Here is a 15,502-nt window from a genome sequence, read left to right as displayed (position 1 = left end):
TATTTAGTTGAATACAATTCTTAAATATACTATAACACTTCATAAAATTGACATCCCATTAGGAAAAATTTAGAATTGGTACGTGAAGGTCAAAGAATAGGTATTTCGATAATTAGCAAAGCCAAGTGTCATCTGCTCCTTTTTATAGGGTTTGGTAAAAATATAAGTGCTGCCGATGCCAATAGCAGCACCGGCAAATACATCCCAGAAATCATGGTAGCCGTCCGGGGCTTCGGTTCTGCTAACCGCAACTATACTAGCAAGGAGATATGCTGGGACCCCATAACTCCATCCATACCTGCGCTGTATAAATGACGCTCCAGAAAAGGCGGATGAAGTATGACCGGAAGGAAAGGAATCATAAATCTTCCTTCCTTCGGGCCTTTCTTTTTTGGTGAAATGTTTTAAGGAATACGTCAATGCCATGGTTGTACCATAAGAAAAAGCCATTTTTTTGGTTCCCTTGTAATCCTTCTTTATCAAAGTCATGATTCCAGCCGTTAAAGGTAGTGCCAATTGAAGCACGTCGCCAGTATCTTCCAAAACATATTCCCATTTCTCATGTCCTCCCTCTGTATCTTGGGAATAACATGAATTGGTTATACACAAAAATGCACATACCAAGGTTAACGGCCATTTTTCCATAGAGAATCCTTATTGTAATAGCTTCAAGATAAATAAATTATCATTGCCGTTATAGACAAATCAATTTAGGCGGACTATTATTTTCACCTGCTTGGTAATTTTCGTAACTTTAAGTAAATCTGCCCTTTACAGAATTGGAGTTTTAGAATTTCTTTCTGATGTTGACCAGGGACAATTGAAAAAAGCAACCAGTTTTCCATTCTGTCCAAATAATTTTTTAGGAGTTAATTACAAATTTAACAACGCAAATATCATGGCACCACCCTTCATTCTCAGCATTATTATTTTATTGTTTTTATTAGCTGGTATACGCATTATTTTCGAGTACAAAAGAGCGCTTAAATTTAGGTTTGGAAAGTATGTAAAAACGCTGCAACCAGGTTTTAGGTGGATTATTCCCTTAGTGGAGACAATACAAACCGTGGATATTCGGGTTATCACAATAAATATAATTTCCCAGGAAGTAATGACTGAGGACAATGTTCCCTGTAGTATAGATGGCGTAGTTTTCTTTAAAATAAACAATCCCGAGAAAGCAGTACTGGAAGTGGAAGAATACCGCTTTGCAATTACCCAATTGGCCCAAGCTGCATTAAGGGATGTCTGTGGAAAGGTGGAACTGGATACCATCCTCTCCAAGCGTGAGGAAATGGGAAAAAACATCAAGGCCATAGTTGAATTGGAAACCAAAGAATGGGGAATTGAAATTATCGATGTTAAAATTAAGGACATTCAATTACCGGAAAACATGAAGCGTATGATGGCCAACCAAGCAGAAGCCGAAAGGTCCAGAAGAGCTCGAATTATATTGGCCCTTGCCGAAGAACAGGCCGCCGGAAAATTATTGGAAGCGGGAAAATTGATCGATCAATCGCCTTCCGCCATAAAACTAAGGCTCTACCAAACCCTATCCAATATAGCGGCAGAAAAGAATTCCACTATCCTATTTCCCTTCCCGGAAGAGGTTTTGCCAAGAAACCCTGTGAAAAAATCCAAAAACAAAAAGTAGGTAAATCCCATTATTAAAATCAAGGTTTCTTTATCTTTAAAGAAAGTTTTAATATTAAAAATGGAAAAACATAGATGTGGCTGGTGCAAGGGCGATGCTCTATATGAAAAGTACCACGACGAGGAATGGGGAGTGCCCCTAAAAGACGATGACCTATTGTTCGAATTTTTGATTTTGGAAACCTTTCAGGCCGGATTAAGCTGGATTACCATCTTGAGAAAAAGGGAAAATTTTCGACAGGCCTTTGATCATTTTGATTACAAAAAAATAGCTAAATACGGGGAATCGAAAATTGAATCTTTGTTACAGGATGCCGGAATTATTAGGAACAAACTCAAGATAAGGGCCACTGTTACCAACGCCCAAGCCTACATTGCTGTCCAAAAGGAATTTGGAAGTTTTAGTAATTATATCTGGGGATTTGTTGATGGCCAGCCCATTAAGAACAATCATAGGGATTATAAAAATGCCCCGGGAAACACCCCATTATCCGACACCATAAGCAAAGATTTGAAAAAACGCGGTTTCAAATTTGTGGGAAGCACCGTAATTTATGCCCACATGCAGGCCACCGGGATGGTAAACGATCATGAAATAAATTGTTTTAGATATAATGAAGTATAGCTATATAACCTTAATGCTATTATTGATGCTCGGCTTAAAATCTTTTTCCCAAACAAAATTGGAACGGGAACATCGCATTAAAAAATCGCAATTTCCCATTATCAACATGGATAACCTGCCTTTGGAGAACACCAGATACATAAGGTACTACCGAGAAGTTGACACCTCCAAAATTACCTATACCTTAAAATTTAAGAAAGGAAAAATGCATTATCATTTAGATTACAATGAAAAGGGAATTCTTCAAAATACAGGATTCAGGGTAAAGGAAGTAGATATACCAACGGACGCCTACGCCAGTATAAGATCCGTATTGAATGCGAATTTCAAAAAAATAAAAATCAAATATATCCAACAGCGCTATCCAGGTTCCTCTGAAAATGTGCTAAAAAACACTTTTCAAAATCTGATTTTGCCAAGCAATACCTACAAACTAATGCTACGCGGCAAAAAAATAGATAAAAAGGAGGATTATATAGCGATATTCGATGCTGAGGGAAATTTGATAAAAACCACAATGGCATTACCTGCCAATTACGATCGTGTATTATATTAAAGGCGTGTATAGAGATCCAACAGCTACCCTTTTAAAATTTCGATAAATTGTTTTCTAGGAATCTCTTCCGCTCCAAGGCTTTCCAAATGTGAAGTGTATACTTGACAATCTATTAGTCTATACTTCTTTTCCTGCAACTCCTTGGCCAGACTTATAAAAGCAAATTTTGAAGCATTACTAGTTTTGCTGAACATACTTTCTCCACAAAATACATTTCCAAGGTCTATTCCATATAGCCCTCCTACCAAAACATCATTTTCCCATACTTCAATGGACTTTGCAATTCCCATTTGATGCAATTTTGAGTATGCGCTTTTCATTTCTGGGGTAATCCAAGTTCCTTCCTGCCCTTGGCGCTTTATGGCAGAACATTCATTAACCACCTCTTCAAATTGTGTATTCCAAGTAATCCTAAACCTATTGGATTTTATAACTTGGGCCATACTTTTCGAAATCTTTATATTGTTTGGAAATAGTACCATTCGTGGATCTGGACTCCACCAAAGAATCATGGAATCCTCATTGAACCAAGGGAATATCCCATTCTTATAGGCCAATAGCAATCGCTCCGGAGACAAATCGCCCCCAACTGCCAATAATCCGTCTTCATCAGCTTTTTCTACATCCGGAAACAGTAAGCGATGATTAAGGAGAAACATTTTGAAGTTGATTAATAATCCTAAAATTAAGAAAACCTATTCGGTTACAAACTGAATAGGTTTTCCTTTTTTTGAAATTACACCTCATTTAAAAACGGGTATAATTATGCTGTTTAAACTTTTATACCACTAATTAAAATGGCAAATCGTCGTGGTCATCGTCATTTATATTGTCCGCTGGTTCAAAAGCATCCATAGGCGGTACCGGAGGCATCCCTGGAGCATTTGCTTCCTCCTGTAAACTTTCTATTCTCCAACCTTGTATGGAATTAAAATATTTGGTTTCCCCTTGTGGGTTTACCCATTCCCTACCTCTTAGATTAATACTTATTTTTACCGCTTGGCCAGCACCGAAATTATTTAAAAGGTCGCATTTATCCTGTACAAATTCTACCATAATATGTTGTGGATACTGTTCCTCCGTAGTCACCACTACTTCCCTCTTTCTAAATCCGTTGCTCCCAAATGTTTGGGTCTCACCTACCATTTTAATTTTCCCTTGTACTTCCATTTTGCTATTTATATAATTCTACTTTGTATTCTTATTTTTGTCAATATTAAGCATTTTGATCAGGAACACCTAAAACAAAATATCACATCTTAGTTATTAGGGGTTCAGCCCTTAGAATATTGCTTTGCATCATTCTACTTTACTCCCCATTCTTACTTCAATCTAAACAAATAAATGTTAAAAATCTAATGTTAATTCTTCTATGAGGGTATCTCGGCCAACAAAACCTTCCATGCAGAGAGTACATCCTTGGTTTTTAACAACTCTTGGGCCCTTGAATGGAGTAAATCCTCATTACCCGAACTCAATATGGACCTTAAGTCCACATGATTATCAACGTACTGTCTCACCTCTTCCTGGGATGGCAATTTGTCTATATTGCCCAACATTCCCAAATCGTTGCCTGTAAGAACATTGCTCAACCTAATATGTTCGGGAATTTCATCAACGCCAATCCCTAAATTGGAAACTGGTTTGGGCACTTCAAACAATCCCATATTGGCCCTACTGTACCAGTTGCCCCCCATCCGGGCTACTTGATCTATTTTATATTGATCAATGGTTCCATTTTCATCCAAAATATCGGCATCCACATGTATTTTTAATACTTCTGAAAAGATTAGGTTGCCTGCACCGCCCTCCTTTCCCAGTGGTTCCACCTTAACGACCTTACACTCAAACTGCACAGGTGATTCCGCCACTCTAAAAGGTTTTACCAAATCTGAAGGCAACATGGTTAAACCGGATTTGATAAATTCGTTCTCGCCCTCCCTGTACTCCGTGCTTGCCAGGGACATTTGTTGCACCATATTATAATTCACTACATTGATTACCACCTCCATATTGTCCAATACATTGTCCAAGGTGTGCTTCGTACTATTGTCCCTCACTCTTCGGGAGGGAGAAAATATCAAAATAGGCGGATTGGAACTAAAGACATTAAAAAAGCTAAAAGGCGATAAATTAGGTCTATTCTTCCCATCAACGGTACTGGCAAAAGCAATAGGTCTTGGTCCAACGGCACCCAATAAATACCCATGTAATCTAGCTGTGGGTACTTCTGAGGCCGTGATGGAAACCATTTTTTTCATAGCAGGTAAAGGTACATAAAATGTAGGCAAAATGAAATAAAGAGGTAGATATCAAAATAGAATATCTTTGTCCAAATTGCGTTATCTTTAAGAATAATTTTTAGTTGGATGGATTTTAGTCCTAAAAAGAAAACTTCGAACCTTCTGTTATTAATAGCTTCCTTTGCTATTGTGAGCTTAATTCTATGGAACACCAACAGTTTTTTCAAGAAGTTTAAGGAAGAAGAACGCCATAAAATGGAAATTTGGGCCACGGCACAATCTGAATTTTTATCCCTTCCGGTTGACGCCGACCCTGGTAATCTGCACATCAAAATCTTTCAGAACAATACCTCCACTCCCATGATACTGGTCAACAAGGACAGTACCATAAAAGTGAACAATATGCCCGGTATACAGAAAACGGACACCGCTTTTATCCACGGAAAAATTAGTAGATTCAAGGCCGAAAATAAACCTATTTCCATAGAGTACAAGGGGGAGAACTTGGCCACTCTATATTATGGAAATTCTGAGGTACTCACCAAGTTAAAATATTACCCAATTGCCCTTTTATTGATCATCTTCCTTTTTGGAACGGTAATCTATTTTTTGTTCAAGACCAATAAAACATCCGAACAGAATAAACTTTGGGCCGGTATGGCGAAAGAAACGGCCCACCAAATAGGAACTCCCCTTTCATCGCTCTTGGGATGGAACGAATTATTGAGGTCCGAAAATATCAATCCAGAAATTACCAAGGAAATTGACAAAGATATTAGCCGATTGGAAACTATAACGGAACGTTTCTCAAAAATTGGCTCCCTACCCATTCTTAATGAGTACGACATTGTTGAAGAAACAAAAAATGCATACGATTATTTAAAATTAAGGAGCTCCAAACTCATTCACTTTTCTTTTAATTCACAAGTGGACCAGGCACCAGTGCTTTTAAACAAGGCTTTGTACAATTGGACCATTGAAAACTTGGTAAAGAACGGTATAGATGCAATGAGGGGCAAGGGTAGTATTGCCATTGAAATAGTTCCCAACGGAAATTGGGTCAAAGTCCTAATTTCGGACACAGGCAGTGGCATACCAAAAAAGAATTTTCAGACCATATTTAATCCAGGGGTCACCTCTAAAAAAAGGGGATGGGGCTTAGGGCTCTCCTTGGTAAAAAGAATTGTGGAAGAATACCACAAAGGCAAAATTAAAGTACTGACATCCACAAAGGAAGGTACCATAATGCAAATTACATTTAAAGTTAAAAATTAAGGTGATGGCAAAGGAGAAATTAGTTGTAATTAAGGAAGCGGATTTAACAAACAATTGTCCCGAATGTTTTAATCAAGAATTAAAATTGACCTTTTATCAAAGACATACCTATGGCCGATTATACGACAGGACCACTATGGACATCACCCACGAAATTAAATGCAAAAAATGCAATTCCATGATCTATCCGGTAACCTGGACGGAGGACATAGAACGCGTTTATGACTACTACCAAAAAATGATTGCCCCAGACCGCGCCTCCATACGTTTTACCACCCTTTTTTATGTTTTAACACTACTACTTATAATAGTAGTTGCAGCCGGGGTATATATTATCATGGAAGGGATTATTTAATATTGCCCTTAATTTTTTCCGCTATTTCCGTAAAATCCTTAGGCGTCAAAGAAGCCTTATTTTGAAAAGTGGCATCCCTCATTCCATTCAAAGGAATTAAATGTACGTGTACATGGGGAACCTCCAAGCCTATAACAGTTAGCCCTACCCTATTACAAGGTACGCTCGCTTCTATGGCCAAGCCTATTTTTCGGGAAAAGGCCATAAGCCCCAAATAGGTTTCCTCATCCAGGTCCAAAAGTTTATCCACCTCTTTTTTTGGGACACATAAAGTATGCCCCAAGGCATTGGGATTAATATCCAAAAAGGCATAATAATTGTCGTCCTCAGCAATTTTATAGGACGGAATTTCTCCGTTAATGATCTTTGTAAATATTGATGACATTTCTCTGAAATTAAATCTAATTAAAAGATAGGACAAATATTTTAAACCATGTGCCCAAACCTATACTTTGTCTTCTTCAAACAACCCAACTACCAATACTGAAACCAAATGCAACCGCCTTAAAAATAAAGGCCTAAATTGAATAAATCAATTGAGGCCCTTTCGTATTTTTTAAAATGATCTATCTGGAGATTTCCAAAATTTCAAATTTTAATGTTCCGTTGGGAACGGTGATTTCTGCAGTTTCCCCTACTTTTTTACCCAACAGCCCCTTGCCTATAGGCGAACTCACAGAAATTTTTGCCGTCTTTAGATCAGCTTCACTTTCTGCCACTAGGGTATATTTCATTTCCATTCCGTTATTCATGTTCTTCAATTTAACGGTAGATAACACCAACACCTTGGAAGTGTCCAGTTGCGATTCATCTATTAACCTTGCATTGGCCAAAGTCTCTTCCATCTTGGAAATTTTCATCTCCAACAAACCTTGTGCCTCTTTTGCGGCATCATACTCGGCATTTTCCGACAAATCCCCTTTATCCCTGGCCTCACCAATTGCTTGCGAAGCTTTTGGACGCTCAACATCCTTTAGATAATTAAGTTCATCTCTCAATTTTTTTAGCCCCTCTGCTGTATAATAAGATACCTTACTCATAAGTTCTACATTAAATAAATAGGAAAATCCTCTTTTTTTAAAGAGGATTTAAGACAAATATACATAAATTTTGTTCAATTTTGTTTAAGTTATTTAAATAGGCACAGCCGCATGAAACGCATATTCGGATTATTACTTTTCTTTTTATTATTGTCCTGCGACAAGAACTCAACCAATAGAAATCCGTACCTACAAGAAATTAGCTTTAGGTTTGATCTTAATCTAAACCTACCACTATACAGCGCGTTGACCAATACAGGTAGCGCCGTATATGTGGGAAACGCCGCAGTAGGTACCAGAGGTTCATTTGTCATCAATACCGGATTTAATTCCTTTATGGCCTGGGAAGCCAGCTGCCCCAACCATGCCCCAAATAACTGTTCCACAATGTCCTTAAATGGACAATTGGTTACCTGCTCCTGCGAAGGTTATGAATACAATTTGTTTACAGGGCAACTAATGAACAGGCCGGACGACGGCAAGAGTTATCACGACCTGCTTTTTTACCGGGCTACCTATAGTGGCAATTCCGTGATCATCTCCAATTAACGCCCCTTATATCTGACCTAAGATTCTGTCCATTATCCAACTGGTATGCAATCCCGACTTTCCAGTTGAAGGATGCTCCCTGTTTTCCAACAAATGCGCCCGTAAGTTTTCTACATGAAACTGCTGCACGTGCTTAGGGTGATCAATAAAGAGATTTTGAGTACCATTTTCATTGCTTAGAGTGATATCCCCTTCATCAAACACTGGAAAGGATATTTTGCCAGTACTGCCTATAATCTCCACCATATCCACTCTTTCCGAGGTGCCAAAATTCCAACTGCCTTCCCCAGTAACTCCATTTTTGTAAATCCAACAAGCGGCGATAGCATCTTTTGCGGTATACAGTCCTTGTTGATTGGTGCTGACCCCAAAGGCATTTTCAACATCCCCAAGATAAAACGAAAACAAGTCCAACCCATGGCTGGCCAAATCATCAAAATAACCCCCGGGTGCAATTTCACCATCGGTCCTCCAATTGTATGTTTTTTCCAGATCTTCAGTACTTGGAGACTTGGACAGATGCCACCGGATATGTCTTGTTTCCCCAATCTCACCATTGTCCATCCATTCCTTTATTTTCAGAAACCTTGGCAAGGAGCGCCTATAATAAGCCACAAAAAGAGGCAATTTTTTTTCTTTAAAAACATTGTATATCTCCAAGCTGTCCGCATAACTTGGCGCCATGGGTTTCTCCACACAACAAGGCTTGCCGGCTTCGGCCACCATTAAGGCATAATGTTTATGGGTATCCGGGGGTGTGGCAATATAAATTGCATCTACTTCTGGATCCATTATCAAATCCTCCGCTTTGGAATAATATTTGGGGACACCATGTCTTTTTGCATAGTCCTTCGCCTTTTCTTCATCCCTACGCATTACAGCTATCAATTCAAAATCTTTGGTCTGTTGATAAGGTGGTCCACTTTTTACTTCAGTAACCGCTCCACAACCAATTATTCCCCATCGCAGTGGTTTCGTGTAACTTGTTTTGTTCATTATCTAAAATTTATAGGTTTTGGCTATCTACTTGAGTCACAAAAATAACGGTTAAAAAATGAATTAAACAGCACAAAATCTAGGATTCTCCATAATGCCCTGAAAATTTTTCAAAAATTTTGAAAGATAAAATCGAAATGAATATTGTTCCAATAAAATCTTGAAAAATGCAAGTTTGATTATCCGGTATTCAGGACAACACATTGTGTTTTTTCTATACAGAACATTCCTAACTTCACAATTCTTAACTCTACGTAATGGTATTTTACCAATACTTAAAGTTATCTCTAAATTTTGGCAGATAAAATTGGAAAATGACATAGTTTTTAAATAGTTTTATAAAAAAACGGTGTAGCATTAACAATACTGTAATGTACTCCTCAATAATTTAAGAACTCTATTTTATAATCATTGACCACATTCCAATTTATAGTATCACCGTTAAAACCTTAATTATATGAAAGCAAAAATTATTTGTACGTTTCTTATAGTGAATTTTATTGCGTTAAACATGTATGCACAAGACCCAGTACTTAAAAGTGCTTTTAACGGAAAAAATCTCAAAGGATGGATTGTTCCTGAAAACAACATATGGTGGACCGTGGAAAACGGAATACTACAGGCCAAAAGTGGTCCTGATAAAAAGGGCTCTATTTTATGGACCGAAAAGGAATATACCGATTTCGTAATTGAAACCGACTTCAGATATGATGAAGGAACCGTTGATACGGGGATTTTCCTCAGAAACGACAAAGAACAGATACAAATGGGGATTTCGGGCTCTTTAAAGCGTGATATGACCGGCTCCCCCTACATTGTAGGAAAAAAGTATCCCGTAGAAGCCCAAAACGTCAAGGAAATCCTAAAGCCCAACGACTGGAATACCATAAAAGTGATAGCCATTGCCGGGTATTACGAAGTTTGGCTCAACAACAAACATGTTATGAGCTACACTTCCGACAGTTATGTTAAAACGGGACCCATAGGGTTGCAACTACACCCCAATACCGAGATGACCGCCAGCTTCCGAAACATTAAAATTGGAAAAATGTAGTGGAATTATAATCTCTTGAAACAAATTAATCCAATTCAATATAGATCAACAAGAATGAACACAACAACATTACTTCTTAAATCGGGTTTAAGCAGTGTTATAGCCCTAGTCTTTATGGTATCCTGCAAGCAGGCCAAGTCGGACAAAACGGTCGAGGCCGACATTCAACCCAAGACAGAAAAAAGAATAAAACTGGTCCGCAACGACCAAGAGAGAAAGGTAGATGTATTTATTGATGGTAATCTATTTACCTCCTATATCTATCCTACCAACATTAAAAAACCGGTACTATACCCTTTAATTACCCCTAAGGGCACCAAGATTACCAGAAAATATCCCTTGGAACCGTCTGTGGGGGAAAGGGTGGACCATCCGCATCACGTAGGAGTTTGGTTTAATTACGGTGATGTTAACGGATTGGATTTTTGGAACAATTCGGATTCCATCAAAGTAGAAAAGAGAGGAAGTTACGGCACCATTCTTCACAAGGAAATACTGGGTATCGAAGACGGCAATGAGGAAGCAAGCCTAAAGGTGGCCATGGATTGGGTTTCTAACGAAGGAAAGGTATTGTTAAAAGAAAACACCACTTTTATTTTTAGAGGCGATCACGATGAATATTCCATAGATCGTATCACCAACCTGTCTGCTCCCAACGAAAAAGTAATTTTTAAGGACAATAAGGAAGGCGTCTTGGGCATACGGGTTACTCGCGAATTGGAGCACCCCTCCAACAAGCCCGATATTTTTACCGATTCCAATGGAATCCCTACCGGTGTCCCTGTCTTAAACAATGAAGGCGTAAACGGAAATTACATTAACAGCGAGAATATTGAAGGGGACGACTGTTGGGGAAAACGATCCAATTGGGTGAATTTAAGATCGAACATTGGGGACGAAAAAATATCCCTGGCAATATTGGACCATACTTCCAATGCCGGCTATCCTACCTATTGGCATACTCGGGGCTATGGCCTTTTTGCAGCCAATCCCTTAGGACAGGAAGTCTTTAGTGATGGAAAGGAAACTTTGAACCTAAGCCTGGACAAAGGGGAGGATGTAACCTTTAAACATCGGATTGTAGTAGCAAGCAAGAATTTGGGAAAGGCAGAGCTAGATTCGGAGTTCGCCAATTTTTCAAAGCAGTAAACATTATTCCAAATAACTTATTAATACAGAATTTATTAAAACATAATTATGGACAACAGAAGAGACTTTATTAAAAAAACTACCCTTGCCAGTACCGGCGTTGTTGTTGGTGCATCTGCCTTTTCCGCAAAATCTTACGGGAACATTATGGGTGCCAATGACCGCGTGGTCCTCGGATCTATTGGTGTCAGGGGTCGTGGAAGTAATTTGTTGGAAAATTTTTCCGAGATGTACAATGATGGAGTACGAATTAAAACCGTTTGTGATGTTGACTCTGCTGTTTTGGGCGACAATGTAAAAATGGCTACCAAAAACCAAAAAGGTAACAAACCAGGTACCGAGGAAGATATGCGCCGTGTTTTTGAGGACAAGGAAATAGACGCTGTAGTAGTAGCAGTTCCCAATCATTGGCATGCACTGGCCACCATCTGGGCCTGCCAGGCCGGAAAACATGTGTATGTTGAAAAACCTAGTTCCCATAATGTATGGGAAGGAAGAAAAATGGTAGAGGCCGCACGAAAATATAATCGGGTTGTCCAAGTAGGTTTCCAAAACAGATCCATAAGCAATGTAATGCAGGCCATGGATTTCTTGCATCGTGGGGGTATTGGAGAGGTATTTTTATCCAGAGGCACCTGTTTTAAGCCTAGGGATTCCTTTGGGATTTCTCCAGACAGTGTTTCACCATCAACCTTGAACTACGATCTTTGGCTGGGTCCGGCAACCTATAGGCCTTATAATGAAAAAAAGGGACACTATAATTGGCATTGGCACTGGGACACCGGCAATGGCGACACAGGCAACCAAGGGCCACATCAATTTGATATAGCCCGATGGGGTCTTAATAAAAAGATACATCCGGTTAAGGTGCAGTCTATGGGAGGTATTTTTGGATTTACACCCCAGGAATGTTCACAAGAAACACCAAACACCCAAACTTCGGTATTTGAATATGAGGATGGAAAAATATTGGAATTTGAAACCCGTGGCAGGTATACCAACCATGAGGCCAATTTAGGCATTAAGATTGGGAATATGTTTTACGGAACAGAAGGATGGATGGAAGTAAACGGCTCTACCTGGAAAGCATACAGAGGCAAGGAAACAGAACCTTTTGCAGGTTCTGAAATGGCCGGAAGCGCTGCCGTTGGTGGCGACACCTCATTTTTGACCGCCCCTGACAGCAAGGGACATTATGGAAACTTTATAGACGGGGTTCGCTCAGGAAACCACCATGATTTAAATTGCGATATTGAGACAGGTCATATGTCCACCGTACTGCCATTGATAGCAAATATTGCGTTGAGGGTCGGGGAAACCTTAAAATTTAATGGGGAGTTCGAAAAATTCATAAACAATGAAGAAGCTGACCTTTTGCTTACCAGAAAGTACAGATATCCCTATATAGTGCCGGAGAAAGTATAATCTTCTAACCGAAGAATTAGTTCTCCTAAACTGCACAGTTTTAATATTAGGAATATAAAAACAAACCCCTATGTTGGCCTAATGAGCCAACATAGGGGTTTTTAAGTTACAGAATAAAACGGTAACGCGTACTTAAAAACTTATGGATGCCCCAAGTAGGAAATTGATCCCTGCCTGCGGATAGTAACCGGCCCCTTCATAGGTGGTAACGGTCCCAGGCACTGAATAATCGTCATCAAAAGTATAAAAGTATCCATTGGACACATATACGGCATCAAATATATTATTGACCAATCCTGATAAAACTATGCTCTTTACAAAACCGTTGGTATTGATTTCATACTGCACATTAAAATCGGTTTGCGAATACGAATCCAACTTAGATCCTTCAGAATCTATATTACCCATATATTGTTCTCCAACAAACTTGGTCAACAAGCTAAATTGAACATTTTCCTTAGGCTGATAAGTTAAAACGTTTCCAACGATAATATCTGGCGAAAAGGAAATATGGGTATCTCCAAGTTCTTGCAGTTCACCATCCCGTTGAAACACAAAATCCCTGTTTCTGTTTCTGCTCAATGCCACATTGGGCCGTATTTTAAATTGATTCCCCAAGGCTATGGTAGCATCCACTTCCAAACCTAAGCGGTAACTGTCCCCAACATTGGCACGCAAAGGAGCTCCAACATCATTTAATTCACCAGTGAGCACCAATTGGTCCTTATACCCCATAAAGTACACATTGGTATTCAACTGTACATCTGGAGTAATATAGCGCCATCCCAACTCATAATCGTTTAACTTTTCAGGCTTGGGGCTACCACTTTCATAATCATTTCTGTTAGGTTCACGATTGGCCCTGGCATAAGAGAGGTAAAAATTATTATTCATGTTCAGATCATAGGTAATCCCAAGCTTGGGGTTGAAAAAATTAAAGGTATCATCAACAAGTCCTGTGTCTTCGCCATTAGCCTTATACCCTATGGTCCTAAACTGTAGATCTCCATAAGCACTCCATTGGTCGCTAAACTTATAATTGGCCTTGGCAAAAAGATTTAGGTCCGTTTTGGTGGAACTGTCATCATAATATCTGTCTTCATAATCTTTATTGTTGGAAAAACGCGCCCAAATAATTTCCCCAAAATGGCTTCCTTCATATTTGTTCCAACCTCCTCCAAGAATTAAATTTAAACTCTCTTTATCATAATTGGCAGAAAACGTGGTTCCGTAAAAATCATTGACCAGCCAGCGTCTTCTTATTAGATCGGTCTTATCCACTTCTTCCCCATCAACCATTATTGGCTCAATGCCATAGGTACTAAAGTCATCGTCTTCCTTATACTGTTCAAAAAACCCTCTTCCTTTCGTAAAATGGAATGCCAGATTGGTATTCCAATTATTGGCAATTTGTTCGTTCCAATGCAATTGAAAATGATTTTGCCTATAATTATCCACTTCGTTGTCATAAAACTGGGTATTTCCATTTTCATCGGTATAGATTCCCGCGGAATTGAAAGTCCTGTCAGATGCCAAAGTTTCGGCATCTATACCGTTCCAAGCCTGATAGGTAATTTCATGACCCCCGAACAATAATGCCTTGACCAATGTATTGTCGTCAACATATGACCCTTGCAAAAAGTAGGAATCCAATTCTGAAGAAGCCCTATCAATGTAACCGTCAGAGGTTATTCTAGACAAACGTCCGGCAATCTCTACATGATCGTTTAATAAGCCGGTACTAAATTTTAGATTATTTCTAAGTGTGCCAAAACTGCCTATGGAAGACGAAATCTGACCAAAGGCCTCATTGGAAACGGCATCGGTCAACAAATTTAAACTTGCTCCAAAGGCTCCTGACCCATTTGTTGATGTTCCTACCCCACGTTGCAATTGCAAACTTTCCGTGGAAGAGGCGAAGTCGGGCATGTTTACCCAAAACGAACCATGCGATTCGGCATCGTTGTAGGGAATCCCATTAATGGTAACATTAACCCGTGTACCATCACTACCACGAACTCTAATACCTGTGTAACCAACACCTGCCCCGGCATCGGAAGTGGTAACCACAGCTGGCATAAAATTCATTAGGATAGGAATATCCTGTCCTAAATTTCTGGGTTTGATCTGTTCTTTGGTGAGGTTGGTAAAGGTTACCGGAGATTGCTTGGTAACCCTAACGGCAGATACCAATACCTCATCCAAGGCAATTTCTTTTCCTTCCAAAGAATCTTTGGGTTTCTCTTGGCCAATCGCCAAAAGCGTAGTCGCTACGATAGCGACCGTTGTGAACATAGTTTTCATCCGTAATACATTTGTTACGAATAAAAGGGGCTATTATTCTTGTTAAAAATTGATTTTTGTTTTTTCCGATTACAAAATTGTATCGAAAATAAAACGTTGGAAATTCCAAAACGCGATTTTCGCATCCCTTGGCAGCATTACCTGCCCAGGTTCCTTGGGTATAATCTCAGCCTGACCTAACAAGCACCCCTTTGAGACGGGCGCAAATTTACGTACGGCCAATCTAATTTCATAATAAAAAGAGATAAATAATTAACTATAATTTATAGACCAATGGG

Annotated in this window: 17 protein-coding genes and 1 riboswitch; of the genes, 9 read left to right on the top strand and 8 right to left on the bottom strand. The window is 39.2% G+C overall.

Annotation, left to right across the window (positions count from 1 at the left end; translation table 11 throughout):
* Positions 1-69: 69 nt before the first annotated feature.
* Complete coding sequence (locus MWU82_RS07745; RefSeq protein ID WP_247095968.1) at positions 70-645, bottom strand: phosphatase PAP2 family protein; 576 nt, start codon at positions 643-645, stop codon at positions 70-72.
* 253 nt (positions 646-898) lie between these two features.
* Between MWU82_RS07745 and MWU82_RS07740 the strand changes: the two genes are divergently transcribed.
* From MWU82_RS07740 to MWU82_RS07730, 3 genes are read left to right on the top strand one after another with little or no spacing between them, the layout of a single operon-like run.
* Positions 899-1,654 carry a slipin family protein gene (locus tag MWU82_RS07740; RefSeq protein ID WP_111622427.1) on the top strand — a complete coding sequence of 252 codons (756 nt, stop codon included), beginning with the start codon at positions 899-901 and terminating at the stop codon, positions 1,652-1,654.
* Between the two features lie 60 nt (positions 1,655-1,714).
* The gene (locus MWU82_RS07735) at positions 1,715-2,278 is read left to right on the top strand and encodes a DNA-3-methyladenine glycosylase I (RefSeq protein ID WP_215949549.1); all 564 of its coding nucleotides are present in this window, start codon (positions 1,715-1,717) and stop codon (positions 2,276-2,278) included.
* Entirely contained in the window at positions 2,268-2,834 is a 567-nt protein-coding gene (locus tag MWU82_RS07730) for a hypothetical protein (protein WP_247095966.1), read from the top strand. The genes MWU82_RS07735 and MWU82_RS07730 overlap by 11 nt, the downstream gene beginning before the upstream one ends.
* Before the next feature lie 23 nt (positions 2,835-2,857).
* Here the strand turns inward: MWU82_RS07730 and aat are convergent, their stop codons facing one another.
* The 3 genes from aat to MWU82_RS07715 all read right to left on the bottom strand — a co-directional run bounded on the left by aat (position 2,858) and on the right by MWU82_RS07715 (position 5,086).
* Positions 2,858-3,493, bottom strand: coding sequence for a leucyl/phenylalanyl-tRNA--protein transferase (gene aat / locus MWU82_RS07725; protein ID WP_215949551.1), 636 nt, complete (start codon positions 3,491-3,493; stop codon positions 2,858-2,860).
* 133 nt (positions 3,494-3,626) lie between these two features.
* Positions 3,627-4,004 carry a DUF3127 domain-containing protein gene (locus tag MWU82_RS07720; protein ID WP_215949552.1) on the bottom strand — a complete coding sequence of 126 codons (378 nt, stop codon included), beginning with the start codon at positions 4,002-4,004 and terminating at the stop codon, positions 3,627-3,629.
* 200 nt (positions 4,005-4,204) lie between these two features.
* Complete coding sequence (locus MWU82_RS07715) at positions 4,205-5,086, bottom strand: flavin reductase family protein (RefSeq protein ID WP_247096082.1); 882 nt, start codon at positions 5,084-5,086, stop codon at positions 4,205-4,207.
* A gap of 117 nt (positions 5,087-5,203) precedes the next feature.
* Between MWU82_RS07715 and MWU82_RS07710 the strand changes: the two genes are divergently transcribed.
* Entirely contained in the window at positions 5,204-6,352 is a 1,149-nt protein-coding gene (locus MWU82_RS07710; RefSeq protein WP_247095964.1) for a HAMP domain-containing sensor histidine kinase, read from the top strand.
* A gap of 4 nt (positions 6,353-6,356) precedes the next feature.
* The gene (locus MWU82_RS07705; RefSeq protein ID WP_215949554.1) at positions 6,357-6,707 is read left to right on the top strand and encodes a hypothetical protein; all 351 of its coding nucleotides are present in this window, start codon (positions 6,357-6,359) and stop codon (positions 6,705-6,707) included.
* On the opposite strand, the gene MWU82_RS07700 is transcribed toward MWU82_RS07705, so the two are convergent.
* Entirely contained in the window at positions 6,700-7,092 is a 393-nt protein-coding gene (locus tag MWU82_RS07700) for an HIT family protein (RefSeq protein ID WP_247095962.1), read from the bottom strand. The genes MWU82_RS07705 and MWU82_RS07700 overlap by 8 nt on opposite strands.
* Before the next feature lie 181 nt (positions 7,093-7,273).
* Positions 7,274-7,747 carry a transcription elongation factor GreA gene (gene greA, locus MWU82_RS07695; RefSeq protein ID WP_031445604.1) on the bottom strand — a complete coding sequence of 158 codons (474 nt, stop codon included), beginning with the start codon at positions 7,745-7,747 and terminating at the stop codon, positions 7,274-7,276.
* Positions 7,748-7,858: 111 nt separating this feature from the next.
* On the opposite strand from greA, the gene MWU82_RS07690 reads away from it, so the two are divergent.
* Complete coding sequence (locus MWU82_RS07690; protein ID WP_247095960.1) at positions 7,859-8,296, top strand: hypothetical protein; 438 nt, start codon at positions 7,859-7,861, stop codon at positions 8,294-8,296.
* A 6-nt stretch (positions 8,297-8,302) separates the two neighbouring features.
* Here the strand turns inward: MWU82_RS07690 and MWU82_RS07685 are convergent, their stop codons facing one another.
* Positions 8,303-9,292: a Gfo/Idh/MocA family oxidoreductase gene (locus MWU82_RS07685; RefSeq protein ID WP_247095958.1), complete on the bottom strand. Its 990-nt coding sequence runs from the start codon at positions 9,290-9,292 to the stop codon at positions 8,303-8,305.
* Between the two features lie 457 nt (positions 9,293-9,749).
* Here MWU82_RS07685 and MWU82_RS07680 point away from each other — a divergent pair, with 457 nt between their 5' ends.
* From MWU82_RS07680 to MWU82_RS07670, 3 genes are read left to right on the top strand one after another with little or no spacing between them, the layout of a single operon-like run.
* Complete coding sequence (locus tag MWU82_RS07680) at positions 9,750-10,346, top strand: DUF1080 domain-containing protein (protein WP_215949558.1); 597 nt, start codon at positions 9,750-9,752, stop codon at positions 10,344-10,346.
* Between the two features lie 54 nt (positions 10,347-10,400).
* Positions 10,401-11,495, top strand: coding sequence for a PmoA family protein (locus MWU82_RS07675; protein WP_247095956.1), 1,095 nt, complete (start codon positions 10,401-10,403; stop codon positions 11,493-11,495).
* A gap of 48 nt (positions 11,496-11,543) precedes the next feature.
* Positions 11,544-12,920, top strand: coding sequence for a Gfo/Idh/MocA family oxidoreductase (locus tag MWU82_RS07670; protein WP_247095954.1), 1,377 nt, complete (start codon positions 11,544-11,546; stop codon positions 12,918-12,920).
* A 132-nt stretch (positions 12,921-13,052) separates the two neighbouring features.
* On the opposite strand, the gene MWU82_RS07665 is transcribed toward MWU82_RS07670, so the two are convergent.
* Complete coding sequence (locus tag MWU82_RS07665; protein ID WP_247095952.1) at positions 13,053-15,224, bottom strand: TonB-dependent receptor; 2,172 nt, start codon at positions 15,222-15,224, stop codon at positions 13,053-13,055.
* A gap of 107 nt (positions 15,225-15,331) precedes the next feature.
* A riboswitch (TPP riboswitch) is annotated at positions 15,332-15,426 on the bottom strand.
* Positions 15,427-15,502: the final 76 nt, after the last annotated feature.

Origin of the sequence: Arenibacter sp. S6351L, assembly GCF_023016025.1 — a bacterium.
Taxonomy (GTDB): domain Bacteria; phylum Bacteroidota; class Bacteroidia; order Flavobacteriales; family Flavobacteriaceae; genus Arenibacter; species Arenibacter algicola_B.
The sequence above is the reverse complement of the archived record's forward strand: the minus strand, read 5'-3'. Positions and strand labels throughout refer to the sequence as shown.

Coding starts and splice junctions, on each gene's coding strand:
- MWU82_RS07745 (WP_247095968.1), bottom strand. CDS start 645: ATGGAAAAATGGCCGTTAACCTTGGTATGTGCATTTTTGTGTATAACC.
- MWU82_RS07740 (WP_111622427.1), top strand. CDS start 899: ATGGCACCACCCTTCATTCTCAGCATTATTATTTTATTGTTTTTATTA.
- MWU82_RS07735 (WP_215949549.1), top strand. CDS start 1,715: ATGGAAAAACATAGATGTGGCTGGTGCAAGGGCGATGCTCTATATGAA.
- MWU82_RS07730 (WP_247095966.1), top strand. CDS start 2,268: ATGAAGTATAGCTATATAACCTTAATGCTATTATTGATGCTCGGCTTA.
- aat (WP_215949551.1), bottom strand. CDS start 3,493: ATGTTTCTCCTTAATCATCGCTTACTGTTTCCGGATGTAGAAAAAGCT.
- MWU82_RS07720 (WP_215949552.1), bottom strand. CDS start 4,004: ATGGAAGTACAAGGGAAAATTAAAATGGTAGGTGAGACCCAAACATTT.
- MWU82_RS07715 (WP_247096082.1), bottom strand. CDS start 5,086: ATGGTTTCCATCACGGCCTCAGAAGTACCCACAGCTAGATTACATGGG.
- MWU82_RS07710 (WP_247095964.1), top strand. CDS start 5,204: ATGGATTTTAGTCCTAAAAAGAAAACTTCGAACCTTCTGTTATTAATA.
- MWU82_RS07705 (WP_215949554.1), top strand. CDS start 6,357: ATGGCAAAGGAGAAATTAGTTGTAATTAAGGAAGCGGATTTAACAAAC.
- MWU82_RS07700 (WP_247095962.1), bottom strand. CDS start 7,092: ATGTCATCAATATTTACAAAGATCATTAACGGAGAAATTCCGTCCTAT.
- greA (WP_031445604.1), bottom strand. CDS start 7,747: ATGAGTAAGGTATCTTATTATACAGCAGAGGGGCTAAAAAAATTGAGA.
- MWU82_RS07690 (WP_247095960.1), top strand. CDS start 7,859: ATGAAACGCATATTCGGATTATTACTTTTCTTTTTATTATTGTCCTGC.
- MWU82_RS07685 (WP_247095958.1), bottom strand. CDS start 9,292: ATGAACAAAACAAGTTACACGAAACCACTGCGATGGGGAATAATTGGT.
- MWU82_RS07680 (WP_215949558.1), top strand. CDS start 9,750: ATGAAAGCAAAAATTATTTGTACGTTTCTTATAGTGAATTTTATTGCG.
- MWU82_RS07675 (WP_247095956.1), top strand. CDS start 10,401: ATGAACACAACAACATTACTTCTTAAATCGGGTTTAAGCAGTGTTATA.
- MWU82_RS07670 (WP_247095954.1), top strand. CDS start 11,544: ATGGACAACAGAAGAGACTTTATTAAAAAAACTACCCTTGCCAGTACC.
- MWU82_RS07665 (WP_247095952.1), bottom strand. CDS start 15,224: ATGAAAACTATGTTCACAACGGTCGCTATCGTAGCGACTACGCTTTTG.